23 protein-coding genes are annotated in these 23,861 nt (G+C 68.7%); 16 read left to right on the forward strand and 7 right to left on the reverse strand.

Annotated features, from left to right (window positions below; all coding sequences use genetic code 11):
• The first annotated feature begins 5 nt into the window (after positions 1–5).
• From ACRSBM_RS09295 to ACRSBM_RS09310, 4 genes are read left to right on the forward strand one after another with little or no spacing between them, the layout of a single operon-like run.
• Positions 6–2,375 (forward strand): sensor histidine kinase, encoded by a 2,370-nt coding sequence (locus tag ACRSBM_RS09295; RefSeq protein ID WP_434441890.1) that lies wholly within the window; start codon positions 6–8, stop codon positions 2,373–2,375.
• A complete protein-coding gene (locus ACRSBM_RS09300) occupies positions 2,372–2,809 on the forward strand; it encodes a roadblock/LC7 domain-containing protein (protein WP_434441892.1) in 438 nt (145 codons plus the stop codon). The genes ACRSBM_RS09295 and ACRSBM_RS09300 overlap by 4 nt, the downstream gene beginning before the upstream one ends.
• Entirely contained in the window at positions 2,809–3,174 is a 366-nt protein-coding gene (locus ACRSBM_RS09305; RefSeq protein ID WP_434441895.1) for a DUF742 domain-containing protein, read from the forward strand. The genes ACRSBM_RS09300 and ACRSBM_RS09305 overlap by 1 nt, the downstream gene beginning before the upstream one ends.
• Positions 3,155–3,736, forward strand: a complete 582-nt coding sequence (locus ACRSBM_RS09310; protein ID WP_434441897.1) for a GTP-binding protein — start codon at positions 3,155–3,157, stop codon at positions 3,734–3,736. Before ACRSBM_RS09305 ends, ACRSBM_RS09310 begins: the two co-directional genes overlap by 20 nt.
• 87 nt (positions 3,737–3,823) lie before the next feature.
• On the opposite strand, the gene ACRSBM_RS09315 is transcribed toward ACRSBM_RS09310, so the two are convergent.
• The 4 genes from ACRSBM_RS09315 to eat all read right to left on the reverse strand — a co-directional run bounded on the left by ACRSBM_RS09315 (position 3,824) and on the right by eat (position 8,063).
• Positions 3,824–4,543, reverse strand: coding sequence for a class I SAM-dependent methyltransferase (locus ACRSBM_RS09315; protein WP_434453028.1), 720 nt, complete (start codon positions 4,541–4,543; stop codon positions 3,824–3,826).
• A 42-nt stretch (positions 4,544–4,585) separates the two neighbouring features.
• The gene (locus ACRSBM_RS09320; protein WP_434441900.1) at positions 4,586–5,449 is read right to left on the reverse strand and encodes a 3-hydroxybutyryl-CoA dehydrogenase; all 864 of its coding nucleotides are present in this window, start codon (positions 5,447–5,449) and stop codon (positions 4,586–4,588) included.
• 121 nt (positions 5,450–5,570) lie between these two features.
• A complete protein-coding gene (locus ACRSBM_RS09325) occupies positions 5,571–6,350 on the reverse strand; it encodes a hypothetical protein (RefSeq protein ID WP_434441901.1) in 780 nt (259 codons plus the stop codon).
• A 288-nt stretch (positions 6,351–6,638) separates the two neighbouring features.
• A complete protein-coding gene (gene eat / locus ACRSBM_RS09330; RefSeq protein WP_434441902.1) occupies positions 6,639–8,063 on the reverse strand; it encodes an ethanolamine permease in 1,425 nt (474 codons plus the stop codon).
• Between the two features lie 111 nt (positions 8,064–8,174).
• Between eat and ACRSBM_RS09335 the strand changes: the two genes are divergently transcribed.
• From ACRSBM_RS09335 to ACRSBM_RS09360, 6 genes are all read left to right on the forward strand, one after another.
• Positions 8,175–9,515 carry a glutamine synthetase family protein gene (locus ACRSBM_RS09335; protein ID WP_434441904.1) on the forward strand — a complete coding sequence of 447 codons (1,341 nt, stop codon included), beginning with the start codon at positions 8,175–8,177 and terminating at the stop codon, positions 9,513–9,515.
• Positions 9,502–10,206 carry a gamma-glutamyl-gamma-aminobutyrate hydrolase family protein gene (locus ACRSBM_RS09340; protein WP_434441907.1) on the forward strand — a complete coding sequence of 235 codons (705 nt, stop codon included), beginning with the start codon at positions 9,502–9,504 and terminating at the stop codon, positions 10,204–10,206. The genes ACRSBM_RS09335 and ACRSBM_RS09340 overlap by 14 nt, the downstream gene beginning before the upstream one ends.
• Complete coding sequence (locus ACRSBM_RS09345) at positions 10,203–11,555, forward strand: aldehyde dehydrogenase family protein (protein ID WP_434441910.1); 1,353 nt, start codon at positions 10,203–10,205, stop codon at positions 11,553–11,555. The genes ACRSBM_RS09340 and ACRSBM_RS09345 overlap by 4 nt, the downstream gene beginning before the upstream one ends.
• A gap of 34 nt (positions 11,556–11,589) precedes the next feature.
• On the forward strand, positions 11,590–12,357 hold the full coding sequence (locus ACRSBM_RS09350) for a 3-oxoacyl-ACP reductase (protein WP_434441913.1): 768 nt from the start codon (positions 11,590–11,592) through the stop codon (positions 12,355–12,357).
• 2 nt (positions 12,358–12,359) lie between these two features.
• The gene (locus tag ACRSBM_RS09355; protein ID WP_434441916.1) at positions 12,360–13,058 is read left to right on the forward strand and encodes a FadR/GntR family transcriptional regulator; all 699 of its coding nucleotides are present in this window, start codon (positions 12,360–12,362) and stop codon (positions 13,056–13,058) included.
• Positions 13,059–13,231: 173 nt separating this feature from the next.
• Entirely contained in the window at positions 13,232–14,875 is a 1,644-nt protein-coding gene (locus ACRSBM_RS09360; RefSeq protein WP_434441918.1) for an AMP-binding protein, read from the forward strand.
• 165 nt (positions 14,876–15,040) lie between these two features.
• Here ACRSBM_RS09360 and ACRSBM_RS09365 read toward each other — a convergent pair whose 3' ends face one another.
• Positions 15,041–16,528, reverse strand: coding sequence for an IS4 family transposase (locus tag ACRSBM_RS09365; RefSeq protein ID WP_434441921.1), 1,488 nt, complete (start codon positions 16,526–16,528; stop codon positions 15,041–15,043).
• A 299-nt stretch (positions 16,529–16,827) separates the two neighbouring features.
• On the opposite strand from ACRSBM_RS09365, the gene ACRSBM_RS09370 reads away from it, so the two are divergent.
• Complete coding sequence (locus ACRSBM_RS09370; protein ID WP_434441924.1) at positions 16,828–18,087, forward strand: IS701 family transposase; 1,260 nt, start codon at positions 16,828–16,830, stop codon at positions 18,085–18,087.
• A gap of 200 nt (positions 18,088–18,287) precedes the next feature.
• Here the strand turns inward: ACRSBM_RS09370 and ACRSBM_RS09375 are convergent, their stop codons facing one another.
• Both ACRSBM_RS09375 and ACRSBM_RS09380 read right to left on the reverse strand, forming a co-directional pair.
• Positions 18,288–18,755: a hypothetical protein gene (locus ACRSBM_RS09375; RefSeq protein WP_434441927.1), complete on the reverse strand. Its 468-nt coding sequence runs from the start codon at positions 18,753–18,755 to the stop codon at positions 18,288–18,290.
• Positions 18,752–19,066, reverse strand: a complete 315-nt coding sequence (locus tag ACRSBM_RS09380) for a hypothetical protein (RefSeq protein ID WP_434441930.1) — start codon at positions 19,064–19,066, stop codon at positions 18,752–18,754. The genes ACRSBM_RS09375 and ACRSBM_RS09380 overlap by 4 nt, the downstream gene beginning before the upstream one ends.
• A gap of 138 nt (positions 19,067–19,204) precedes the next feature.
• Between ACRSBM_RS09380 and ACRSBM_RS09385 the strand changes: the two genes are divergently transcribed.
• The 5 genes from ACRSBM_RS09385 to ACRSBM_RS09405 all read left to right on the forward strand — a co-directional run bounded on the left by ACRSBM_RS09385 (position 19,205) and on the right by ACRSBM_RS09405 (position 23,676).
• The gene (locus tag ACRSBM_RS09385) at positions 19,205–19,696 is read left to right on the forward strand and encodes a GNAT family N-acetyltransferase (RefSeq protein WP_434441933.1); all 492 of its coding nucleotides are present in this window, start codon (positions 19,205–19,207) and stop codon (positions 19,694–19,696) included.
• Positions 19,697–19,772: 76 nt separating this feature from the next.
• On the forward strand, positions 19,773–21,779 hold the full coding sequence (gene thrS / locus ACRSBM_RS09390) for a threonine--tRNA ligase (RefSeq protein ID WP_434453030.1): 2,007 nt from the start codon (positions 19,773–19,775) through the stop codon (positions 21,777–21,779).
• Positions 21,776–22,324 carry an HIT family protein gene (locus ACRSBM_RS09395; RefSeq protein WP_434441936.1) on the forward strand — a complete coding sequence of 183 codons (549 nt, stop codon included), beginning with the start codon at positions 21,776–21,778 and terminating at the stop codon, positions 22,322–22,324. Before thrS ends, ACRSBM_RS09395 begins: the two co-directional genes overlap by 4 nt.
• Before the next feature lie 56 nt (positions 22,325–22,380).
• Positions 22,381–22,560 (forward strand): hypothetical protein, encoded by a 180-nt coding sequence (locus tag ACRSBM_RS09400; protein ID WP_434441939.1) that lies wholly within the window; start codon positions 22,381–22,383, stop codon positions 22,558–22,560.
• A 276-nt stretch (positions 22,561–22,836) separates the two neighbouring features.
• The gene (locus tag ACRSBM_RS09405) at positions 22,837–23,676 is read left to right on the forward strand and encodes a helix-turn-helix domain-containing protein (RefSeq protein WP_434441941.1); all 840 of its coding nucleotides are present in this window, start codon (positions 22,837–22,839) and stop codon (positions 23,674–23,676) included.
• The last annotated feature ends 185 nt before the right edge of the window (positions 23,677–23,861 follow it).

A 23,861-nucleotide genomic window follows, 5' to 3' on the forward strand; every position in this document is an offset into this window, starting at 1 on the left:
GCGCTGTGAACGAGAAGAGCGGTTACACACCGACCAACTACCGGACCATTCGGTCGCGGCTGGCCGGCGTCGTGGTCGTTCCGAGCGTGGTGCTCCTGGTCATGTGGGCCGTTTTCTCCTCTTACACCCTTTTCGACGGTTTCTACATGCGGTCGATCACGGCCGGGGTGAAGGACGTGACGATCCCGTCCGTCGAGGCGTTCGCCGGGCTGCAGGAGGAACGTCAGCTGAGCCTCGTGCGGCTCAGTGCCGCCGAGGGTGCCGACGCGGCGGAGTTCGGGCGGCAGCACGGGACCACCGACGAAGCGGTGCGCAGGATGAAGGACGCGCTCGCCGAGCTCGCGGGCAGCGCGCCGCAGGACGTCGTCGACCGGATCAACGCGCTCGACGCCGTGCTGAACGAGCTGCCGCAGCAGCGTTCGCAGGTCGAGTCGGGCTCGGCGAACCCGCAGGCGGTCTACAACTACTACAACAGCCTGCTGGACGCGGGGGTGGCGCTGCTGTCGCGGCAGGCGCGCCTCGTGCCGGACGCCGAGGCCGGCCAGGCGAGCGTCCAGGCCGTCGCGATCTTCCAGGCCGCCGACTGGATGTCCCGCGGCGCCACGATCGGCTCGCGCGGGCTGCTCAACGGCACGTTCACCCCGGCGGAGCGTGTCGAGTTCTCCCGGCTCATCGGCTCCTACCACGCGAACCTCGACACGGCGATCCCGTTCGCGCTGGAGCAGCCGCGGGCGCGGTACGACGCGCTGCGCGGCAGCACCGAGTACCGGACGTTGATCGACCTCGAGGGCCGGATCATCAACGGCGACCCCGGCGTCACCGACGCGCAGTGGCGCACGGCGGCGGGGCAGGTGCACGACGACCTGGTCGGGCTCGCGGTCCAGCAGGCGCGTGACGCCGCCGACCTCGGCGTCGCCAAGGCCGACAGCCGGTTCGCCGCGGTGCTCATCGGCAGCTTGATCGCGTTGATCGCGGTCGTCGTCGGCATCGTGCTGGCGTTGCGCATCTCGAACCGGCTCGTGTCGAGGGCTCTCATCACGCGGCTGACGTCGCTGCGCGAGGACACGCTGCGGCTCGCGCAGGAACGGCTGCCGCACATCGTGGCGCGGCTGCGCGGCGGCGAGCAGGTGGACGTCCACCGCGACATGCCTCCGCTGGACTACGGCAACGACGAGATCGGCCAGGTCGCGGACGCGTTCAACACCGCGCAGTACACGGCGGTCGCGGCGGCGGTGAAGGAGACGCAGGCCCGCGAGGGCGTGAACCGCGTCTTCCTCGACATCGCGCACCGCAACCAGGGGCTCGTGCACCGGCAGCTCAAGATCCTCGACAAGCTGGAACGCGAGGAGGAGCACCCCGAGCAGCTCGACTCGCTCTTCCAGCTCGACCACCTGGCGACCCGCGCCCGTCGCAACGCGGAGAACCTGATCATCCTCGCTGGGGAGCAGCCGGGCAGGCAGTGGCGGAAGCCGGTGCGGCTGAGCGACGTCATCCGCTCCGCGGTCGCCGAGACCGAGCAGTACGTCCGGGTCAGGGTCAACCCGGTGCCCGACCGCGCGCTGGCCGGCGTCGCCGTCGCCGACACCATCCACCTGCTCGCCGAGCTCGTCGACAACGCGACGGCGTTCTCGTCGCCGCGCTCGGAGGTGGTCGTCCACTCCAGCGCCGCGCCGCACGGCATCGTGGTCGAGATCGAGGACCACGGCCTCGGCATGACGCAGGAGGAACGCCTCCAGGCCAACGCGAAGCTCTCCAACCCGCCGGACTTCGAGACGATGGCGTTCCGCGGCGAGTCCCGGCTGGGACTGTTCGTCGTCGCCCGCCTCGCGGCGCGCCGGGGGATCAAGGTCGAGCTGCGCGATTCGCCGCACGGCGGCACAGTGGCCATGTGCGTCCTGCCGCCGAACATCGTCGCCCCGCACAACACCGCGGGCGACATCACCGAGACCACCCAGATGCCCGTGCGGTCGTTCCACGACACGTACCACGGCCACACCGAGGAGCACCCGAGCTTTCCGCTCGCGGTGACGCCCGAGGGGCTGGAGGCACTGAACGCGGGACTGCGGGCACTCGTAGACCCCGGCATGAACCCGACCGCGCCCGCAGTCGTTCCCACAACAGACGTACCGGTGGACGAACCGGCCCCCGCGGCCCCTCCGGCCCAGGACGGGAAGGCCCCCCTTCCCCGCAGGAAGAAGCGGCAGAACCTCGCGCCGCAACTCATGCAGTCCTCGGAGGAGCCACCCCCTGCCGAGCCCGAGAGCGGCGATCGGCCGGCCGAGCGGATCCGAGACGGGCTCGCCGCGTTCCAGCGCGGCACCCGCGACGCCCGGCTGACCGACGACTGGAGATCAGAAGGAGCCCCCTCGTCATGAAGGACAACACCACCAGCCAGCACGGCGAGCTGAACTGGTTGCTGGAGGACCTGATCCAGCGCGTGGTCGGCGCCCGGCACGCGGTCGTGCTGTCGGCGGACGGCCTCCTGCTCGGCCGCTCGGCCGGGCTGTCCCGCGACGACTCCGAGCACCTGTCCGCGATGGCGTCGGCGTTCCAGTCGCTCGCCCGCGGCACCGGCCGGCACTTCGGCGGCGGCGCCGTGCGGCAGACCATCGTGGAGATGGAGCATGCTTATCTCTTCGTGACGGCGGCCGGCCATGGCGCGTGCCTGGCCGTGCTGGGCGAGGAGGACGCCGACATGGGCATGATCGCGTACGAGATGAACATGCTGGTCAAGCGCGTCGGAACCTACCTGTCCTCGGCCCCCCGCGCGGAAACGGCGACCGTCCCTTCGGCGCGTGAGTCGCGCTGATGACCGCGCGCGAGGACTGGTGGTACGACGAGGCCGCGGGGCCGCTGGTGCGGCCCTACGCGATGGTGCGCGGCCGCACCCGGCCGAACGCGCCTGACCTACACCTCGTGACGCAGGTACGGGCGTCCACGTTTGCGTCCGACCAGACGTCGCTGACGGTCGAACATCGCGAGATCATTGCCCTGTGCGCACGCCCGCTCTCGGTCGCCGAGGTCGCCGCCTACCTCGACGTCCCGCTCGTCGTGGTGAAGGTCCTGCTGTCGGACCTCCTCGAGCGCGGTGACGTGATCGTGCAGAACTCCTCTCCCCATATCCCCGACAGGGATCTCCTGCAGGCTCTACTGGATGGTGTTCGTGGGATCTGACTCCCAGCTGACCGTGCCGACCGCGGTCAAGATCGTCATCGCGGGCGGGTTCGGCACCGGCAAGACCACGATGGTCGCGTCGGTGTCCGAGATCGCGCCCCTGAGGACCGAGGAACTGCTCACCGAGGCAGGTGTGCACGTCGACGACCTGGCGGGCATCGAGGGCAAGGACACCACCACCGTCGCCCTGGACTTCGGCCGCATCACCATCAACACCAAGGTGGTGCTGTACCTGTTCGGCACGCCGGGCCAGAACAGGTTCTGGTTCATGTGGGACGAACTGGCGACCGGGGCGATCGGCGCCGTGGTGCTCGTCGACACGCGGCGTCTCGACTCGTCGTTCCCGTCGATCGACTTCTTCGAGCACCGGGGCATCCCGTTCATCGTCGCCGTGAACTGCTTCGACGGGTCGCAGCTGTACACGGTGGACGAGGTCCGGCACGCCCTCGACCTGGACGAGGCGATTCCGGTGGTGCTGTGCGACGCGCGGGACCGGGAGTCGTCGAAGGCCGTGCTGGTGGAACTGATCCAGCACACGATGAACCGGCTGGCCGCGGTCTGAGCACCGCGGCCCTAGTTCCTCAGCGCACGCGGGGACTTTCGTTCGCTCCCCGCGTGCGGTCTGGAACGTCGCGAGGTGGTGCCGCTGTCACGGCGCCACCAGCGAGAAGAACAGGAAGCTCGGGCTCGTGGCGAGCGCGGCGTAGTCGTCGGGGAACAGCTCGCGCGCCTCCGGTACCGGCAGGGGTTCGGCGATCTTGGCGACGGTGAACCCGGCCGCGGTGAACGCGCCGGTCATGGCGTGCAGCGGGCGGTTCCAGAACGACATCTCGACGGGCTCGCCGGTGTGCTCCCAGACCTCGGTCCAGTTGTAGGTCTCGAAGTAGTTCGTCCTGCGGCCCTCGGCGCGGTGGAGGGCGTGGATCGCGAACGGGTGGTCCACCGAGACCAGGAGGCGGCCGCCGGGCTTGAGGACGCGCCGCAGTTCGGTGAGCGACGGCCCCCAGTCCTCCAGGTAGTGCAGGACCAGCGAGGCGACCACGTCGTCGAACTCGGCGTCGGGGTAGGGCAGCGGGGCGGCCAGGTCGGCGACGCGCAGGTCGGCGTCAGGAACACGACGGCGGGCCAGGTCCAGCATGCCGGGGCTCAGGTCGAAGCCGCTCACGACCGCACCCCGTGCCCGCAGTGCGGTGAGCAGGGGACCGGTGCCGCAGCCAGCGTCGAGGATCCTGCGGCCCGACACGTCCCCGGCCAGGGCGAGCATGGCGGGCCGCTCGTAGTAGGCGTTCTGGATGTCCGTCTCGTTCGACTCGCTGTAGGTCTCAGCCAGCCGGTCGTAGTCGTTCGTCGTCCCAGGCACGTGATCAATACAAGCAGAAGGCCCGCCCTGGCGGCGGGCCCTCGGCCAGCGTTACTTCGCGTAGTTGTGGAAACCGCGGCCCGACTTCTTGCCCAGCAGCCCCGCGTCCACCATGCGCAGCAGCAGCGGCGGCGGGGAGTACAGCGGCTCCTTGAACTCGTCGTACATCGACTCGGCGATGGCCTTCGTGGTGTCGAGGCCGATCAGGTCGGTGAGGCGCAGCGGTCCCATCGGGTGCGCGCAGCCGAGCACCATGCCGTTGTCGATGTCGTCGGCCGAGGCGAAGCCGGACTCGAGCATGCGGATCGAGGAGAGCAGGTAGGGGATCAGCAGCGCGTTGACCACGAAACCGGCGCGGTCCTGCGAGCGGATGACCTCCTTGTGCAGGGTCTCGCGCACGAACGCCTCGGCGCGGTCCTGGGTGGTGGCGCCGGTCAGCAGGGACGGCACGATCTCGACGAGCTTCAGCACCGGCACCGGGTTGAAGAAGTGCACGCCGATGACCTGCTCCGGCCGGGTGGTCGCCATGCCCAGCTTCATGATCGGGATGGACGACGTGTTGGACGCGAAGATGGCGTCCTCGTCCTTCACGACCTTGTCGAGCGCGGTGAAGACGTCGGTCTTGATCTGCTCGTTCTCGGCGACCGCCTCGACCACGAACTGCCGGTCGGCGAACTCGCCGATGTCGGTGGTGAACCGGATGCGCCCCAACGCGCCCTCGCGGTCCGCCTCACTGAGCTTGCCGGACTTCACGCCCCTGGCCAGCGAGGCGGCGATCCGCCCCTGCGCTGCCTCGGCCGCGCTCGCGTTGACCTCGACGACGATGACGTCGAGACCGGCGCGTGCGCTCACCTCGGCGATTCCGGAGCCCATGAGGCCGGAACCGACGACTCCCACACGTTGAATGTCACTCACGGTCCCGATCCTGCCACGACCTGCTCGAAACGGGGTTGTGACCCGGAGCCGGCCGATCGCGGGAGGCATGACTGGCCCGGCCGCGCCGTCAGGCGGGCCGGGCCACGTCGTGGTGACGAGGTCAGCCGGACACTGATGCCTTGATCGTCTTCACGTCCCCGTTGGGGAGGGCGACCTGGGCGGACGCGTAGAGCTGGTACGTGCCGCCGATACCGGGAACGGTCCGGCTCACGGTGGTGGACCAGTAGGCGGTGCGCCGGGTGCAGGACGTCGCGCAGAGGTCGCGGGTCTTGTGGGTGTCGGTGCCGTCCGAGACGATGCCGACGCGGACCCACCGCGGCTCCAGCCAGTTGCCGGCGGACGGGGTGACCGTCAGCTTGCCGCGCTCCTGGTAGGTGTCCCGGTAGGCGCGTTCATGCCGGTAGGCGCAGATCTTGCCGGCGGTGTAGGTGGCGCACTTGCCGGCGATCCGGGTCCACTCGCTCCAGGAGGCGGCGACGTCGAAGACGTAGCCGCCGGAGATCTCGCCCCTGGCGATGTAGGACCCGGCGGTGGTCTTGACGGGAGTCCACGCCGAGGTCCACGCGGAGGTCTGCGGGGCACAGCCGCCCGAGCAGATCGGGTTCGTGGCTCCGTCCGAGCTCCAGGTGTGGGTGGTCGGCTTCAACGAGTGACCCTCGGCGGGAGCGACGGTGAGCCTGGCGCGGTAACCAGTGATCGAACCGGTGTCGGTGACGCGCTTCTGCACCTCCGCGCAGGCCGAACCGGCGGTCGCGCCGCCGAAGCCGATGACGGTCTTGCAGTTCTTGTCGAAGGCTTGCCAGGTGGTCGCGGCCTGGGCGGCGGGTGCGATGACGATGCCACCCACGACGACCGCGGCCGTGGCGCCAAGGGCGAGCACAGCCGTTCTGAATTTCCGCAAAAGCCTTGTCTTTCTGTTCGGGCCGCTGGTTCGGCTGAGCTGAAATGGCGCCGCACCTCAATGGACCCGCTTGCCATCCGGCAGCGGTCCGCGGCGGCATGGTCAAAATATCAGCGACATCCGCCGGACGCTGTGGGTCGATCAACCGACAGACGATGCAAGAGATCGGTGGCAATTCGTCACGCTCGATGACCGCGCATTCAGAGAAACGCCGAACGGCGGCACGGCCGACGAGGCCCGTGCCGCCGAGGATCGACGCGCGCTGAGTTAGTCGAGTTCGGCTTCCGCACGGGCGATCGCCGCGAACTCCTCCTCCGGCGCGTTCGCCACCAGGTGATGGCGGCTGTAGAACCAGTAGTAGGCGACAGCGATCAACACGATGCCCGCCGTCACGGCGGCAGCGATCTCGTCCACGAAGAACGTCGCGATGACGGCCGCGATAGCGAGAACCAGAGCAACGCTCGTGGTCACCACACCGCCAGGAGTCCGGTACGGCCGTGGCAGGTCCGGCGCCGTCTTACGCAGGACGATGTGCGACACCATCATCAGCACGTACGACAGGGCCGCGCCGAACACCGCGATGTTGATGAGCCGCGCGCCGCCCGTCACCGGGTCGACGGTCTTCATGATCGTCGCCAGCACGAAGCCGACGGTGCCGGGCACGATCAACGCGAGGTACGGCGTCTTGCGCTTGCCGGTCTTCGACAGCCACCGCGGCAGGTAACCGGCGCGCGACAACGCGAACAGCTGGCGCGAGTAGGCGTAGATGATCGAGAAGAACGACGCCACCAGGCCGGCCAGGCCAACGTAGTTCACCAGCTGCGCCAGGAACGTGTCGCCGCCGTAGGCCGCGCGCACCGCCTCGGGCAACGGGTTGCCGGACGCCTCCAGGGTCTTCGAGCCCGCGCCACCGGGTGCGACGAGCAAGATCGCCGCCGCGAACACCAGCAGCACCACCATCGCGCCGATGATGCCGCGAGGCATGTCCCGCTTCGGGTCCCGCGCCTCCTCGGCGGCCAGCGGCACGCCCTCCACCGCGAGGAAGAACCAGATCGCGAACACGATCGCGCCCCACGCACCTGTCACGCCCATCGGCAGGAACGAGCCGTCACCGATGTCGAACAGCTTGGCCGAGTCGAACTTCGGGATCATGCCCGCCACGAACACCACCAGGGCCACGACGGCGACACCCGTGATCACGAACATCACCCGCAGCGCCTCGCCGACGCCGTACAGGTGGATGCCCACGAAGATCACGTAGCACGCCAGGTACACGGGCCAGGTGGCGTCCAGGATGCCCAGGGCCTTGACGTAGTCGCCGATGAACACCGAGATCGCCGCGGGTGCGATGGCGTACTCGATCAGGATGGCGATACCGGTGGCGTACCCGCCCAACGGGCCGAGCGCGCGCCTCGCGAATCCGTAGCCGGCTCCCGCGACGGGCAGCGCGGACGCCAGTTCGGCGAGACCGAACACCATGCAGGTGTACATCGTCGCCATCAGGATCGTGGCGATCAGCAACCCGCCCCAGCCGCCCTGGGCGAGACCGAAGTTCCACCCGGCGAAGTCGCCGGAGATCACGTACGAGACACCCAGCCCGGCCAGCAGGACCCACCCCGCCGCGCCACGTTTGAGCTGCCGGTGCTCCAGGTAGTCGCTGCTCACCTTCTCGTACTCGACGTGCTTGGCCATATGGACTCCTAGTAGTCCTTTAAGCGGTGGTTGAGGGTGGCGCTCGTCACCCAGTGGTGTCAAGATGATGCGGCCAATGGCTCGCAGACATACCTTTGGAGGAACGCGGAAATGCTGACCGTCGAGGAGTTGCGCGAGGCCGTGGACACCGGGGAGATCGACACCGTCCTGGTCGCGATCGTGGACATGCAGGGCCGCCTGCAGGGCAAGCGGTGCGCTGCCCGGTACTTCCTCGACGAGGTTCTCGGCCACTCCGCGGAGGGCTGCAACTACCTGATGGCCGTCGACGTCGAGATGAACCCGGTCAGCGGCTTCGCGATGTCGAGCTGGGAGCGCGGGTACGGCGACTTCGTGATGAAGCCGGACGTCGAGACCCTGCGCAGGGTCCCGTGGCAGGAGGGCACCGCGCTGATCATGTGCGACGTCGTCTGGGAGAACGGCGACCCGGTCGTCGCCTCACCGCGGCAGGTCCTGCGCAAGCAGCTCGACCGGCTCGCCGCGCTCGGGCTCGACGCGTACGTCGGCACCGAGCTCGAGTTCATCGTCTTCGACGACACCTACGAGCAGGCGTGGAACGCGGGCTACCGCAACCTCACGCCGTCGAACCAGTACAACGTCGACTACTCGTTGCTCGGCACCGCGCGCGTCGAGCCGTTGCTGCGGGCCATTCGCAACGGCATGACGGGCGCGGGCATGGTCGTCGAGTCGGCCAAGGGGGAGTGCAACCCCGGCCAGCACGAGATCGCCTTCCGCTACACGACGGCGCTGCGCACGTGCGACCAGCACGCCATCTACAAGAACGGCTCCAAGGAGATCGCGGCGCAGCAGGGCAAGTCGCTCACGTTCATGGCCAAGTACAACGAACGCGAGGGCAACTCCTGCCACATCCACCTGTCGTTGCGGTCGAAGGACGGCGACCCGGTCTTCGCCGAGGGCCACGGCATGTCGGAGCTGATGAGGCACTTCCTGGCGGGCCAGCTGGCCGCGCTGCGGGAGTTCACCTACTTCCTCGCGCCGAACATCAACTCCTACAAGCGTTTCGTCGAGGGATCGTTCGCGCCGACCGCGGTGGCGTGGGGCCGCGACAACCGCACGTGCGCGCTGCGGGTCGTCGGCCACGGCCAGTCGCTGCGGTTCGAGAACCGGGTGCCCGGCGGCGACGTGAACCCCTACCTCGCGGTGGCGGCGCTGATCGCGGCCGGGCTGCACGGCGTCGAGCAGAAGCTGGAGCTGGAGGACGAGTTCGTCGGCAACGCCTACGCCTCCGACCGGCCGACGGTGCCGACGACGCTGCGCGAGGCCGCCGACCTGCTGGCGTCCAGCGAGCTCGCGCGGAGTGCGTTCGGCAAGGACGTCGTCGACCACTACCTGAACGCGGCCGAGGTCGAGCTGACCGCGTTCGAGGCGGCGGTCACGGATTGGGAGAAGGTACGCGGGTTTGAGCGCCTCTAAGCCACTCGTCGGGATCAGCACGTACCTGGAGCGCACCCGCTTCGGGCACTGGGACGTGGAGGCCGCGGTGCTCTACCGCGGTTACCTCGACTGCGTGGTGCAGGCGGGCGGCACCCCCGTCATGCTGCCCCCGGTCGGCACCTGGACCGCCGAGAGCATCGCGTTCCTCGACGCCCTCGTGATCGCCGGCGGCGCGGACGTCGACCCCGCCGCCTACGGTGCCGAGAAGCACGAGAAGACCGGTGAGCCGCGACGTGACCGCGACGACGCCGAGTTCGCGCTGGTCGAGGCCGCGTTGAAGCTCGACCTGCCGGTGCTCGGCGTGTGCCGCGGCATGCAGGTGCTCAACGTGGCGCTGGGCGGCACGCTGCACCAGCACATCGAGGGCCACAACCCGGCGCCGGGCGTCTTCGAGCACACCGACATCGAGGTCGCCCCGGACACGCTGCTGCACGCGATCCTCGGTGACCGCACGAACGTCCAGTGCCACCACCACCAGTCGCTGGACCGGGTCGCCGACGGGCTCGCCGTCACCGCGCGAGCGCCGGACGGCACGGTCGAAGCGGTGGAACTGGAAGGCGCGCGGTTCGTCGTCGGCGTGCAGTCGCATCCGGAGCAGGACATCGAAGACCTGAGGCTGTTCGAAGCCCTCGTGGCCGTGGCCCACAAGTTCGGAAGGAGAAAAGCGTGACCTTCGACGTCGTCAACCCGGCCAACGAGAAGCTGGTGCGTCAAGTACCGCACACGTCCCTCGACGAGACGGACGCCGCGATCGTCAAGGCGCACAAGGCGTTCGAGACCTGGCGCACCGTCGCACCCGGCGATCGGGCCCGGCTGCTGCGGAAGTTCGCGGACCTGGTCGACGCGCACAACGAGGAGCTGGCGCGGCTGGAGGTCGAGAACTCCGGCCACACCATCGGCAACGCGCGCTGGGAAGCGGGCAACGTCCGTGACGTGCTGCACTACTACGCGGCCGCGCCGGAACGGTTGTTCGGCAAGCAGATCCCGGTTCCCGGCGGCCTGAACGTGACGTTCCACGAACCGCTCGGCGTCGTCGGCGTGATCGTGCCGTGGAACTTCCCGATGCCGATCGCCGGCTGGGGCTTCGCGCCCGCGCTGGCCGCCGGCAACACGGTCGTGCTCAAGCCCGCGGAGCTCACGCCGCTGACCGCGATCCGGCTCGGTGAGCTCGCGCGCGAGGCCGGAATCCCCGAGGACGTCTTCCAGGTCCTGCCCGGCAAGGGCAGCGTCGTCGGCAACAGGTTCGTCACGCATCCGTTGGTGCGCAAGGTGGTCTTCACCGGCTCGACCGAGGTCGGCAAGCAGATCATGGCCGGCTGCGCGGACCAGGTGAAACGGGTGACGCTGGAGCTGGGCGGCAAGTCGGCGAACATCGTCTTCGCGGACTCCGACCTGGAAAAAGCGGCTGCGACGGCGCCGTACGGGGTGTTCGACAACGCCGGGCAGGACTGCTGCGCGCGGTCGCGGATCCTGGTGCAGGCCAGTGCCTACGACAGGTTCATGGAACTGCTGGAGCCGGCGGTCAAGGGCGTGAAGGTCGGCGAACCCGGCGACGAGGCGACCGAGATGGGGCCACTCATCTCCTCGTCGCACCTCGGCAAGGTGGCGTCTTATATCCCAGACGACGCCCACGTCGCGTTCCGCGGAACGGCGCCGGACGGACCGGGATTCTGGTTCCCGCCCACGGTTCTGACGCCTCCCGCCGACCACGTGACGGTCTACGAGGAGATCTTCGGACCGGTCGTCGTCGTGCTGCCGTTCGAGGACGAAGCCGACGCGATCAGGATCGCGAACGACTCCGAGTACGGCCTGTCCGGTTCCATCTGGACCAACGACGTCGGCCGGGCGATCCGGGTCTCGCGGGCCGTCGAGGCCGGGAACCTGTCGGTGAACTCGCATTCGTCCGTCCGCTACTGGACGCCGTTCGGCGGCGTGAAGCAGTCCGGGCTCGGCCGTGAGCTCGGCCCGGACGCGCTCGACGCCTTCACCGAAGTCAAGAACGTCTTCATTTCCACCTGATTCTGGGCGAACCTGACACACGAGGAGAAACAAGATGGTGCAGCGACTCGAGGGCCGCGTGGCCGTCGTGACGGGTGGCGGTAGCGGCATCGGACTCGCGACCGTGCGCAGGTTCGCGAGCGAGGGCGCGAAGGTCGTCGTCGCCGATCTCGACCCCGCGACCGGCAAGGCGGCGGCGGACGAGGCAGGTGGTCTGTTCGTTCAGGTCGACGTGACCGACGAGGAGCAGGTCAAAGCGCTCTTCCAGACCACTGTGGACACCTACGGCAAGCTGGACATCGCGTTCAACAACGCCGGTATCTCACCGCCCGACGACGACTCGATCCTCACGACGGGCATCGAGGCGTGGGACCGCGTGCAGAAGGTGAACCTCACGTCGGTTTACTTGTGTTGCAAGTACGCCATCCCGCACATGCAGGCGGGCGGCAAGGGCTCGATCATCAACACGGCGTCGTTCGTGGCGACGATGGGCGCGGCGACGTCGCAGATCTCCTACACGGCCTCGAAGGGCGGCGTGCTGGCGATGTCGCGTGAGCTCGGCGTGCAGTTCGCGCGCGAGGGCATCCGCGTCAACGCCCTGTCGCCCGGCCCGGTCAACACGCCGTTGCTGCGGGAGCTGTTCGCGAAGGACCCGGAGCGGGCCGCCCGGCGCCTCGTCCACGTCCCGCTCGGCCGGTTCGCGGAACCCGAGGAGATCGCCGCGGCGGTCGCGTTCCTCGCCTCCGACGACTCGTCGTTCATCACCGCGTCGAACTTCCTCGTGGACGGCGGCATCGCCGGCGCGTACGTGACACCGCTCTAGTGATGGCCGAGCATGCGCAGGAGGCGTTGTTCCGCCCGGTGCGGGCGGGCAACGCCTTCGAGGAGACCGTCGAACGGCTCATGCAGTCCATCCGGCTCGGCGTCGTCGCGCCGGGTGAACGGCTGCCGTCCGAACGGGATCTGGCCACCCGGCTCGGCGTGAGCCGGGTGACCGTGCGCGAGGCGATCAGGTCGCTGCAGGAGAACGGCTACGTCGAGTCCCGCAGGGGCCGGTACGGCGGTACGTTCGTCAACGAGGTGGTCCCGAAGCCCGCGCCGGGCAAGGAGTTCGGCGACCTCCACGACGTGCTGACGTTGCGGAAGGTCCTGGAGACCGGCGCCGCGGAGACCGCGGCGGGCAGGTCGCTGGGTCCCGCGGAACGCCGCGGGTTGCGCGCCCGGCTGGACGAGGCGTCGACCTCGTCGCTCGCGGAGTACCGGCGCAAGGACTCGCGGCTGCACCTCGCGATCGCCGAGGCGACGGGGTCCGCGTCGCTCACCGCCGCCGTCGCCGAGTCGCGGATGCGCGCCAACGAGCTGCTGGACCACATCCCGTTGCTCGAACCGAACCTCGCGCACTCCAACGCCCAGCACGAGCGCATCATCGACTCCATTTTGGACGGAGACCCCGCGACGGCGCGGCAGGCGATGGCCCAGCACCTCGACGGGACGGCGTCGCTGCTGCGCGGGTTCCTGGTCTGAGCGATCAGACTCGGTGTACCGGAGCCGGCGGGAACGGCCGTGCGCGATGAAAACGTTTGCAATGGAGAAAGTCGTGTTGTCATGCACATTCCGCACGGAACAACCCTTGGCGTGGGCCTTGCGGGCGGTTACCGTCCGAACACCTCGAGGACTTGCAGCGCGAGGAGCTGTTGATGCCAGGGTTGCGCAAGGTGTTTCGCGACGCCATGGGCCGGGTGCACTCACTGCGTGTCTTGTCCGCCGCGGGCATGGTGAGTCTCACGAACTTCAAGATGTCCGTGCAGGCGTTGAAAGAGGTCAAGGTCTGGGGGCCGAACGTCACGGCGCTGCGCCGGTCGGTCCGGCTGAACCCGGACGGCATCGCCGTCGTCGACGAACGGGGCTCGGTCACCTACCGGCAGCTGGACAGACGGTCGACCGCGATCGCGCAGGGGCTGCGCGCGCTGGGTGTGCAGCACACGCACATCGTCGCGCTGATGTGCCGCAACCACCGCGGCATGGTCGAGTCGCTGCTGGCGTGCGCGAAACTCGGTGTGCGCGTCCTGCTGGTGAACACCGGCTTCGGCGCCCCGGTCGTTCTGGACCTCCTGCAACGTGAACGCGCGTCGCTCGTCATCCACGACGAGGAGTTCACGCCGCTGTTCCACCAGTTGCCGCCGTCGATCCCGCGCCGGCTCGCGTGGTCGCGTGACGGGCTGGACCGCCGCACGCCGACACTGGACCAGCTGGTGGCCAAGGCGCCGCGCGGGGAGCTGGAACCGCCGCGCGAACCCGGTGTCGTGATCCAGCTGACCTCGGGCACGACCGGGACGCCCAAGGGCACGGCGCGCGAGATCAAGTCGGTGCTGACCGCGTCCGACTTCCTCGACCGCATCCCGATGCGCTCGGGCGAGTCGACGTTCATCGCCGCGCCGATCTTCCACTCCGTCGGCTACTCGCACCTCACGCTCGCGATGTCGCTGGGGTCGCGCGCGGTGCTGCACCGCCGTTTCGACCCGCGCAAGACGCTGTGGTCGGTGCAGGGCCAGCGCTGCACGACGCTGGTGCTGGTGCCGACCATGCTGCAACGGATCATGGAACTGGACCGCCACGTGCTCGACTCGTTCGACCTGTCGCACCTGAGCGTCGTGTTCTCCTCCGGCTCGACGCTCGCGCCGGACCTCGTCGAGCGCACCCAGGCCGTGCTGGGACCGGTGCTCTACAACCTCTACGGCTCAACGGAAGTCGCCGTCGCCACCGTCGCCACGCCGGAGGACCTCGCGGCCGCGCCGTCCAGCGTCGGCCTGCCACCGCACAACTGCGTCGTGCGCCTCTACGACAGCGAGGGGAACCGGATCACGCGTTCGTTCGTGACGGGCCGGATCTACGTGCGGGGCTCGCTCACTGTCGACCTCTACACGGACGGCACGCAGAAGGACTCCATCGACGGTCTCGTCGCGACCGGCGACCTCGGGCACTTCGACCCCAGCGGCCGGCTGTACTTCGACGGCCGCGAGGACGACATGATCGTGTCCGGCGGCGAGAACGTGTACCCGGTCGAGGTGGAGAACCTGCTGATGACGCACTACCGCGTGCGGGACGCGGCGGTGCTCGGCGTGCCGGATCCCGAGTACGGGCAACGGTTGCGCGCCTTCGTGGTGCCGGTGGCGGGGACGCGGATCGACGTACGGGAGCTGCGCGAGTTCGTGCGGACCAGGCTCGCGCGGCACAAGGTGCCGCGCGAGGTCGTGGTCGTGCCGAAGCTGCCGCGCAACGCGACCGGGAAGGTGCTGCGGCGGCAGCTCCTGGCGATCCGGCTCGGGCCGCAGGCGCAGTGAGGGTATGGGCGGAACGCACGTCACAGCAGAACGAGGGGGACTGATCCAGCCATGACGTGCGTCCCTGGATAGTGGCGTGGCTCGGAACGTGGGCTGGGTGATTCACGCTCAGCAGGGCGCCTCGCGGCACCGCCCCCACGCCCCCGTACAACCAATGCCTGGAACTTAAGCGGTTCTGGGGCTGCTTGTGGTTGGCGGGTGCGTGGTAGCTGTTGTTGAAGTCGTTGTGGGGAGTACCTGGATCTGGTAGCTGGCGTTGTTGCTGGTCAGCTGCCGGGTCTTCCCGCGCCACGGGTATCGCGCGTAGGTGTTCTTGAGCGCGCGGGGGAAGATCCGGTGGTGGGTGTGGACGGTGACCAGCTGCCGGCTCAGGTCGTGTACTGCCCAGGCGAGGTGTCTGGCGGCGTCGGCGGGCGTGGTAGTGATCGCGTGCTCGACGGTGTCACGGGCGGCGGTGAAGGAGATCCGGGACGGGTCCAGGTCGTGGGTGAGTGCGGCGTGGCCGATCAGTAGCCGGATGGCCTGGTGGACGACCAGGGTGGCCCATAGTTCTTGCTGGGCGCGGATCGGGGTCTGGCCGCGTAGTGCTCGCTTGGCCAGCAGCACGGTTTTGATCTCGCCGATGCCGGTCTCGGCGGCCCACCGGCGGGCGTAGAGGGCCACCAGCTGGTCCGCGGGGGCGGTGGCGGGGTCGAGCAGGCTGGTGACCAGCCGGTATTTCTCGGTGCGGGTCTCGCCGTCGGCGGTGACGGTGATCAGCGCCTCGACCACCCGCACCACGATGCCCTTGATCGGACGGGGCGTGGGCGGGCGGTGTCCGTGTTGCTTGTTGCGGCGCACGTTGCGCCGCCAGTTGCGGGCGTCGTCGGGGTCGTGGAGCACGGACAGCCACGATCCGTCCGGCAGTGCCTGCCGCACCGGCAGAATCGGCTTGTCCAGCTTGGCCCGCCACAACAGATGCGTGCCGCGGGCCCGGCACGCGGTCCACAACGCGTGGCTGAGAAAGCCGCGGTCGGCCAGCAGCAGCATCCCGGCGCGCAGCCGCTCGATGAGCTGCCCGGCCAGGAATCTCTCGCTGCGGGCGACCCGCCCGGTGGCCGCACCCAGCAGACGGCGTCCGCCGCAGGCCAGCAGCACCAGAACCCGTGTCTTGGGCAGTCCGTGGAAGACGCCTTTGCGTTGATGGGGCGGGAAGTGCTCGCGGTTGGCGGTGGTGTCGGCCAGCTCGATCTCGGTGCCGTCCCAGGCACACACCAGCAACCCGAACGCATGCGACCACGGTCGGACTGGGGCCGGTATCGCCTGGACAAGCGCGCCGAACAACAGTTGAAACGGCACCACGCCGATCCGGTCCCGCAGCGCGGTCAACGCCGTGCTCGACGGCAGCCGCCAACCCCGCACCGATAACCGGACCAGACCGTCGAGCGGGAACATCGCCTTGATCGTTGTGGCTGCCGACTTGGTGCGCAGCAGGCATAACGCGAGCACGAAGTACACGCCCAGCCGCGATGGCAACGCCCGGAACCGTCGCTCGTCGCGGCCCGACACCGCCAATGCCTCATCGACCAACGCCGGTGGCAGGACACACGACAACAGGCCTAGCGCGGACCGGGACAACAACCGCCCCACCGGCGAGGACCACCCTGAGGGCATGACAGCATGAACAGACAACGAGGCTCCTGGCCCAGACTGCTGACTTCGACAATCACCAGTCCTAGCCGGAGCCTCGTTGCCTGTTCAGGCAGCCACACTGATCACAGCCGAACCGTGATCAACGCCCTCCGCCACCCAGCCTTAAGTTCCAGGCATTGGTTGTACGGGGGCGTGGGGGCGGCACCACGATGCACCCGTCTGACCGCGAATTCGCCCGGCAACGTTCCAAGCCACACCACTAGTAGTGCTTTGTTAGGTGTGGGTGCGCGGGTGGATGTCGCGTGTGATCTTCTTGCGGGGTGCGTCCGGAGGAGATGGCTCGGGTTCGGCCGGTGATCGAGGACTTCGCCGCGTCGATGTTCGGTGGGTTCGCGCGACGTGATCAGCGGGTGAAGGGTGAGCTGTATCTGCGTGGGTTGATGCTGGACGGCAAGCGCAAGTCGATGCAGCCGATGGCGGAGCGGCTCGGGGTCGATCATCAGCAGTTGCAGCAGTTCGTGTCCACCTCGACGTGGGATCACGTCGAGGTGCGGCGACGCCTGGCCGAGTGGGCCGGTGAGTTCGTCGATCCGGACGCGCTAGTGATCGACGACACCGGGTTTCCCAAGGACGGCAAGGATTCCCCCGGTGTGGCGCGCATGTATTGCGGTGCGCTGGGCAAGACCGGGAACTGCCAGGTCGGGGTGAGCGTGCACGCGGTCACCGACTGGGCCTCGGCCGCGATCGACTGGCGACTGTTCCTGCCGGAATCCTGGGACGACGAGAAAACCACCGATGAGCAGGCCGCCGCCGAGATCCGTGCGCGGCGGGCCCGCAGCCAGGTCCCGGACGAGGTGCGTCATCGGGAGAAGTGGCGCCTCGCGCTGGACATGCTCGACGAGGTCATCACCGAGTGGGGCCTGCCCCAGCGGCCCGTGGTGGCCGACGCCGGCTATGGCGATGCCACCGAGTTCCGGCTCGGCCTGACCGAGCGCGGCCTGGCCTACGTGCTGGCCGTCAGGGCAGACGCGACCGCCCACCTCGCCGACGCGGTGCCGACCACCGCGGCCTGGGCCGGTAACGGCCGCCCGCCAGGACCGCGTTACCAGGACAAACCTGTGGATCTGAAGACTCTTGCCATGAACGCCGGCCGGTCGGCGGGCAAGTTCGTGGTCTGGCGGCACGGAACCAAGAAGTCACCGGGCAATCCGACCGCGAGCATGCGGTCGCGGTTCCTCGCGCTGCGGGTCCGGCCGGCCAACCACAACATTCCCCGCAATCCCGACGGGAGCCTGCCCGAGTGCTGGCTGCTGGCCGAGTGGCCGCCCGGCGCACCCGAGCCCACCGACTACTGGCTTTCCACCCTGCCCGCCGACATCCGGCTGCGGGATCTGGTGCGGCTGGCCAAGATCCGCTGGCGCATCGAGCACGACTACCGCGAACTCAAAGACGGCCTCGGCCTGGACCACTTCGAAGGCCGTTCCTGGCTGGGCTGGCACCGCCACGTCACCCTCGCCGCCGTCGCCCAAGCCATCTGCACCCAGCTCCGCCGCACCCCAAAAGCCCCTGCGCAGGCCTGACGCTCTACGCGGTCCTGCGCGAACTCCAGGCCTTACTCGCGGTCTGGACAGGCGTCTGCCACACCTGCCGACAACCCGTCCAGACCCCAACACCCACAACAACACCCCAGGTCAGCAACACCTAACAAAGCACTACTAGGTGAGCGCACGACCCGCGTCGTCGGGGATCGGGCAGTAACGCGGGTCGTGCGCTCGGTCTGTCACCGCTCGAAGCGGTCGCCGCGGTCGTCGTAACGGTCGTTGAACGGGCCACGCTGCTCGAAGCGGTCGCCACCGCGGTCCGGTCCGCGCTCACCGCGCTCGTACATCCGCATGTGGCCGGGGCCGCCGCGGTCGTCGAACCGGTTGGCCGCGACCGCTCCCACGATGCCGCCGCCGAGGACGAGACCCAGCAGGCCCACGGCGACCAGCTGGGTGGCGCGGTGCCCGGCGAAACGCCTCATCCGGCCACGGCCGGCGGGTACCGCGACCGACGGGGTCACCGCCGCCGGAGCGGGTGGTGTTTCCGCGGCCGTCGCCGCCGGTTGGTCCTGGGTGGGTTGCTGACCAGGCGTGGCCGGTGCGTCGGCCGGCAGCGGGGTCGTCGCCTGGTCCGGTGCGGGCTGGGCGGCCCGCGGTTCGTCGCTCGACGGCTCCTGGGGTGGAGGCGTCTGTCCCTGCTCGCTCATGTCCTCAACGATGCGCCGTTCGGCTGAGCTGAGGCTGACAGCCACCTGTTCGTTTCCTGAAGCCCGCCGGCATCGCGCGCTGAGTTCATCACGGGCCTGGAACCAGCGAAAACGTGCCGCTGGTCGGCGTAGGTCGCGCCGACGAGCTCGGGGTCGAGGTCGCCGGACCACAGGAAGTGCAACGTCGTGCGCGTGCCGTCACGGGCGTCGCGGCGCGCGTAGTGGTCGCGCAGGTCGGCGTAGAGCAGGCGCAGTTCGTCCCGGTTGGACGCGGTGAGGCGGACCGGGCATTCGACGACCAGATCGGACATGTCGGTGCTCCATTCGGCGGGCCGGGAGACACAGGGTGCTCGCCCGGACCGCCGGGGCGCATCCGAAAAACCACTCAGAAACGTCTACGTAGGCATCGCGATCGGAAACAGGTTGCGCGCACCCGCTTCAATCAGAGGATGGAACTCGTCCCTCTCCGCAAGGAGTTCGCGCAGGCGATGGCGGCCGCCGGCCCGCACGACGCCGAGGTGAACCGTCTCACCGGTACTCACGCCACGTTCACTCTGGAGGATTACGAGGCCTACATCGAGCGGACGCTGAACGATCCGAACCGCTACACCCGTGCGATCACCGAGGACGGAAAGTACCTCGGCGAAGTCGTTCTCACGATCAATCCGGACAACCGCTCGGCGGGCATGAGGATCGCGTTGTGGGACGGTTTCGGCAAGGGCTACGGATCGATCGCGATCCGGCACGTGCTCGACCACGCGTTCAAGGAACGCGACCTCCATCGGGTGGACCTGGAGGTGTACGAGTTCAACGACCGGGCCATCCACGTCTACAAGAAACTCGGCTTCCAGGAGGAAGGCCGGCTCAGGGACGCGCTGCTGTGGGACGGCGTCTTCCACGACGCGATCGTCATGTCCATCTTGAGCACCGATAACATCTGAACCGCAATCACCATCTTCGAACGTAGGAGTCACCGTGTCCGAGTCGCGCCCAGCAGTCGCCCAGAACCCGCCGCGCGTGGTGGTTCCGGCTGGGACGACGGCGGGCACGGCCGTGCGCGAGGCCGGTCTGCCGGGCAAGGGCTCCGACGCGGTCGTCGTCGTACGCGACGCCGAGGGCCACCTGCGCGACCTGTCGTGGACCCCTCAGGTCGACGTCGAGGTCGAGGCCGTCGCCGCGGACACCGAGGACGGCCGCAGCGTCATCCGCCACTCCGCCGCGCACGTGCTGGCGCAGGCCGTGCAGCAGCAGTTCCCCGAGGCCAAGCTCGGCATCGGCCCGCCCGTGAAGGACGGCTTCTACTACGACTTCCAGGTCGACAAGCCGTTCACGCCCGAGGACCTGCAGGCGCTCGAGAAGCGCATGAAGCAGATCATCAAGTCCTCGCAGCGGTTCTCGCGCCGCGTCGTCGAGTCGGTCGACTCCGCGAAGGCCGAGCTCGCCTCCGAGCCGTTCAAGCTGGAGCTCGTCGACATCAAGAGCGACGTCGACACCAGCGAGGTCATGGAGGTCGGCGGCGGCGAGCTGACGATCTACGACAACGTGGACCCGCGCTCGGGCGAGCAGGTGTGGGGCGACCTGTGCCGCGGCCCGCACGTGCCGACCACCAAGCACATCCCGGCGTTCAAGCTGACCCGCGTGGCGGCGGCCTACTGGCGCGGCAACGAGAACAACCCGCAGCTGCAGCGCATCTACGGCACCGCGTGGGAGTCGGCCGAGGCGCAGGACGCGTACCTGGAGCGGCTGGCCGAGGCCGAGCGCCGCGACCACCGCAAGCTCGGCGTGGAGCTCGACCTGTTCTCGTTCCCGGACGAGATCGGCTCCGGCCTCGCGGTGTTCCACCCCAAGGGCGGCATCATCCGCAAGGCGATGGAGGACTACTCCCGCCAGCGGCACACCGAAGAGGGCTACGAGTTCGTCTACTCGCCGCACATCACCAAGGGCAGGCTGTTCGAGGTCTCCGGTCACCTGGACTGGTACAAGGACGGCATGTACCCGGCGATGCACCTCGACGCCGAGTTCAACGACGACGGCACGGTCCGCAAGCCCGGTCAGGACTACTACCTCAAGCCGATGAACTGCCCGTTCCACGACCTGATCTTCAAGTCGCGGGGCCGGTCCTACCGCGAGCTGCCGCTGCGCATGTTCGAGTTCGGTGGCGTCTACCGGTACGAGAAGTCCGGCGTGGTGCACGGCCTGACCCGGGTGCGCGGCATGACGCAGGACGACGCGCACATCTTCTGCTCGCGCGAGCAGGTCCGCGACGAGCTGAAGTCGCTGCTGACGTTCGTGCTGGACCTGCTGCGCGACTACGGCCTGGACGACTTCTACCTGGAGCTCTCCACCAAGAACCCGGAGAAGTTCGTCGGCCCGGACGACGTCTGGGAGGAGGCGACCGCGACGCTCGCGTCGGTCGCCGAGGAGTCCGGTCTGGAGCTCGTGCCCGACCCCGGTGGCGCCGCGTTCTACGGCCCGAAGATCTCCGTGCAGGCCCGTGACGCGCTCGGCCGCACCTGGCAGATGTCGACGATCCAGCTCGACTTCATGCTGCCCGAGAAGTTCGAGCTCGAGTACACCGGCCCGGACGGCTCCCGCCAGCGCCCGGTCATGATCCACCGCGCGCTGTTCGGCTCGGTCGAGCGGTTCTTCGGCGTGCTGACCGAGCACTACGCGGGCGCGTTCCCGGCGTGGCTCGCGCCGGTGCAGGTCATGGGCATCCCGGTGACCAGCGAGAACGCCGACCACCTGTTCGCGGTGCGGGATGTGCTGAAGAAGGCCGGCATCCGGGTGGACGTCGACGCGTCCGACGACCGCATGCAGAAGAAGATCCGCAACCACACCATGCAGAAGGTGCCGTTCATGCTCCTGGCCGGCGCCAAGGACGTGGAGGCGAACGCGGTGTCGTTCCGGTTCCGCGACGGCACGCAGATCAACGGCGTGCCCGTGGAGAAGGCCGTCGAGCAGATCGTCGAGTGGGTGCGGCGCCGGGAGAACGCCTCGCCCACGGCGGAACTGCTCTCGTGACGCCTGAGTTCTCCGAGCAGGACGGGGTCGGGGTCCACGACGCGTTGCAGCGCCTGTGGACCCCGCACCGCCTGTCGTACGTGCAGGGCGCGGGCAAGGCCGAGGGCGACGAGCCCGCGGGCTGCCCGTTCTGCCGCGTGGTGGAGCTGTCCGACTCCAACGGGCTGATCATCGCGCGCGGGGCCGAGGTCTTCGCGTTGCTGAACCTGTACCCGTACAACCCCGGCCACCTGATGGTGCTGCCGTACCGGCACGTGGCGGACTACCCGGACCTCTCCGCGCCGGAGACCGCCGAGCTGGCCGCGTTCACGCAGAAGGCGATGCGGGTGGCGCGGCACGTGGCGGCGCCGCACGGGTTCAACATCGGCATGAACCAGGGCGTCGTCGCCGGCGCCGGGATCGCCGCCCACCTGCACCAGCACGTCGTGCCGCGGTGGGGCGGGGACGCGAACTTCATGCCGGTCATCGGGCACACCAAGGTGCTGCCGCAGCTGCTGGGCGAGACCCGGCAGCTGCTGGCGGACGGCTGGAAGGCGGTCGACTGATCGTTTCACGGTGTCTATCTGTTGACTTTCGATAGATCGCGAGCGATAGTCGATCCATGCCTCGACTGCTGCTGCCCTTGGTGGGCTGTGTACTCCTGGTCGCGCTCGGTGTCGGCGCGATCATGTACGCCCACCACGACGACGCCCCTGGGCTGGGGCTCATCGGCTTTGTGCTCATTCTCGGCGCCATCGCGCTCGGTGTTCGCGCGGTATTGCGGGCTAAACGGAGTATTTAGCCGGGGTACGTGATTGAAAGTCGTACCAATTGTTGGACAAAAGAGTGACAAAAACCACTCATGTTGTCCGCCCTCGACAATCGATGTCGTTTCCAGGCGGCCCGGAATCACTTTCGGTTACAACTTTCGGGTGCATTTCTCCGGACGATCGAGACGTAACGCCAGTTCAAACCGATTCCAGGTAGGTGAGATCACCCACCTGGAGGTGTCAACTGCGAGTCAAGTCCCCGCCTATGGCCGATCGTCTGAACGTGTGCGGATGGTTACGGTGCGAACATGACCGCACCTGAGCGTTCGCGATTAGCGAGAGAACGGCTTTCGCGTGAACTACGCCGGTTGCGCACCGAGGCGAAGATGACCGGCACGGCCACCGCCCGTGCCACCGGGATGAGCCAGTCCAAGCTGTCGAAGATCGAGAACGGCATGCTGCTCCCGTCCGTCATGGACGTGGAGCGCCTCGTGGCGGAACTGGCCGCCGCGAGGGAGACGCGCATCGAACTGGTCGAACTCGCCAGGTCGCTGCACGCGGAGGCGGAGACCCGCCGCGTCGTGCTGCACCGAGGAGCGCACCGCCACCAGCAGACGATCAGCCGCGTGGAGGCGCGGGCGGCGACATCGAGGTTCTTCCAGGTCAACCTGGTGCCCTCGCTGCTGCAGTCCGAGGCCTACCTGCGCATCGTGCTGGGGACGATGCCGCATGCCGAGCAGGAGGCCGCGGTGGCCGCCCTGCGCACCCGTCGTTCGCGGATGGACGACCTGGCGAAGCAGTTCGTCTTCGTGCTCTCCGAAAGCGCGCTGCGCTGGCGGATGGGCTCGGCGGAGCTGATGGCGGACCAGGTCGAGCACCTGGCCGCGATCCAGCGCCGCCCGAACGTCCGCCTGGGCGTGGTGCCGTGGTCGGCGGACGCGAACGTGGTCGCGCTGCACGGTTTCCACGTCTACGACGAGCGCGTGGTGACGGTCAGCGTGCTGACCGGCAACGCCACCATCACCGACCCGCTGGACGTCCGCGAGTACCTCGCGCTGTTCGGCCGGTTGGAGCGGCTGGCGCTGCGGGGGGAGGAGCTGCAGGCGTTGCTGAAGCGGATCGCCGAGGACCACCGCCGGCTCGGGTAGGCCGGCTGGAGGGGTTTCGCGAGGGGGTTGAGCGAGGGGTTGGGCGGGCTGTTCGCGGGTGCTGTCACTTGAGGTGGACGGCGCTCGCTCTGGCCCGCCTCCCGGCTTGTGGGCCACACGAGAAGTGGCTGCCGTCTCGGTCGGGGGCACGCGGGACGTGGTGACCGCCTCGCACGGGGGACGCG

Source organism: Lentzea xerophila (assembly GCF_051094245.1).
Classification (GTDB): Bacteria; Actinomycetota; Actinomycetes; order Mycobacteriales; family Pseudonocardiaceae; genus Lentzea; species Lentzea xerophila.

Excerpts from the sequence above, each read along its gene's own strand:
- ACRSBM_RS09380 (WP_434441930.1), bottom strand. The coding sequence starts at position 19,066 with ATGTCCGATCTGGTCGTCGAATGCCCGGTCCGCCTCACCGCGTCCAAC.
- eat (WP_434441902.1), bottom strand. The coding sequence starts at position 8,063 with ATGGCCAAGCACGTCGAGTACGAGAAGGTGAGCAGCGACTACCTGGAG.
- ACRSBM_RS09405 (WP_434441941.1), top strand. The coding sequence starts at position 22,837 with ATGACCGCACCTGAGCGTTCGCGATTAGCGAGAGAACGGCTTTCGCGT.
- ACRSBM_RS09400 (WP_434441939.1), top strand. The coding sequence starts at position 22,381 with ATGCCTCGACTGCTGCTGCCCTTGGTGGGCTGTGTACTCCTGGTCGCG.
- ACRSBM_RS09305 (WP_434441895.1), top strand. The coding sequence starts at position 2,809 with ATGACCGCGCGCGAGGACTGGTGGTACGACGAGGCCGCGGGGCCGCTG.
- ACRSBM_RS09375 (WP_434441927.1), bottom strand. The coding sequence starts at position 18,755 with ATGAGCGAGCAGGGACAGACGCCTCCACCCCAGGAGCCGTCGAGCGAC.
- ACRSBM_RS09365 (WP_434441921.1), bottom strand. The coding sequence starts at position 16,528 with ATGCCCTCAGGGTGGTCCTCGCCGGTGGGGCGGTTGTTGTCCCGGTCC.
- ACRSBM_RS09360 (WP_434441918.1), top strand. The coding sequence starts at position 13,232 with ATGCCAGGGTTGCGCAAGGTGTTTCGCGACGCCATGGGCCGGGTGCAC.
- ACRSBM_RS09355 (WP_434441916.1), top strand. The coding sequence starts at position 12,360 with ATGGCCGAGCATGCGCAGGAGGCGTTGTTCCGCCCGGTGCGGGCGGGC.
- ACRSBM_RS09300 (WP_434441892.1), top strand. The coding sequence starts at position 2,372 with ATGAAGGACAACACCACCAGCCAGCACGGCGAGCTGAACTGGTTGCTG.
- ACRSBM_RS09310 (WP_434441897.1), top strand. The coding sequence starts at position 3,155 with ATGGTGTTCGTGGGATCTGACTCCCAGCTGACCGTGCCGACCGCGGTC.
- ACRSBM_RS09385 (WP_434441933.1), top strand. The coding sequence starts at position 19,205 with ATGGAACTCGTCCCTCTCCGCAAGGAGTTCGCGCAGGCGATGGCGGCC.
- ACRSBM_RS09350 (WP_434441913.1), top strand. The coding sequence starts at position 11,590 with ATGGTGCAGCGACTCGAGGGCCGCGTGGCCGTCGTGACGGGTGGCGGT.
- ACRSBM_RS09335 (WP_434441904.1), top strand. The coding sequence starts at position 8,175 with ATGCTGACCGTCGAGGAGTTGCGCGAGGCCGTGGACACCGGGGAGATC.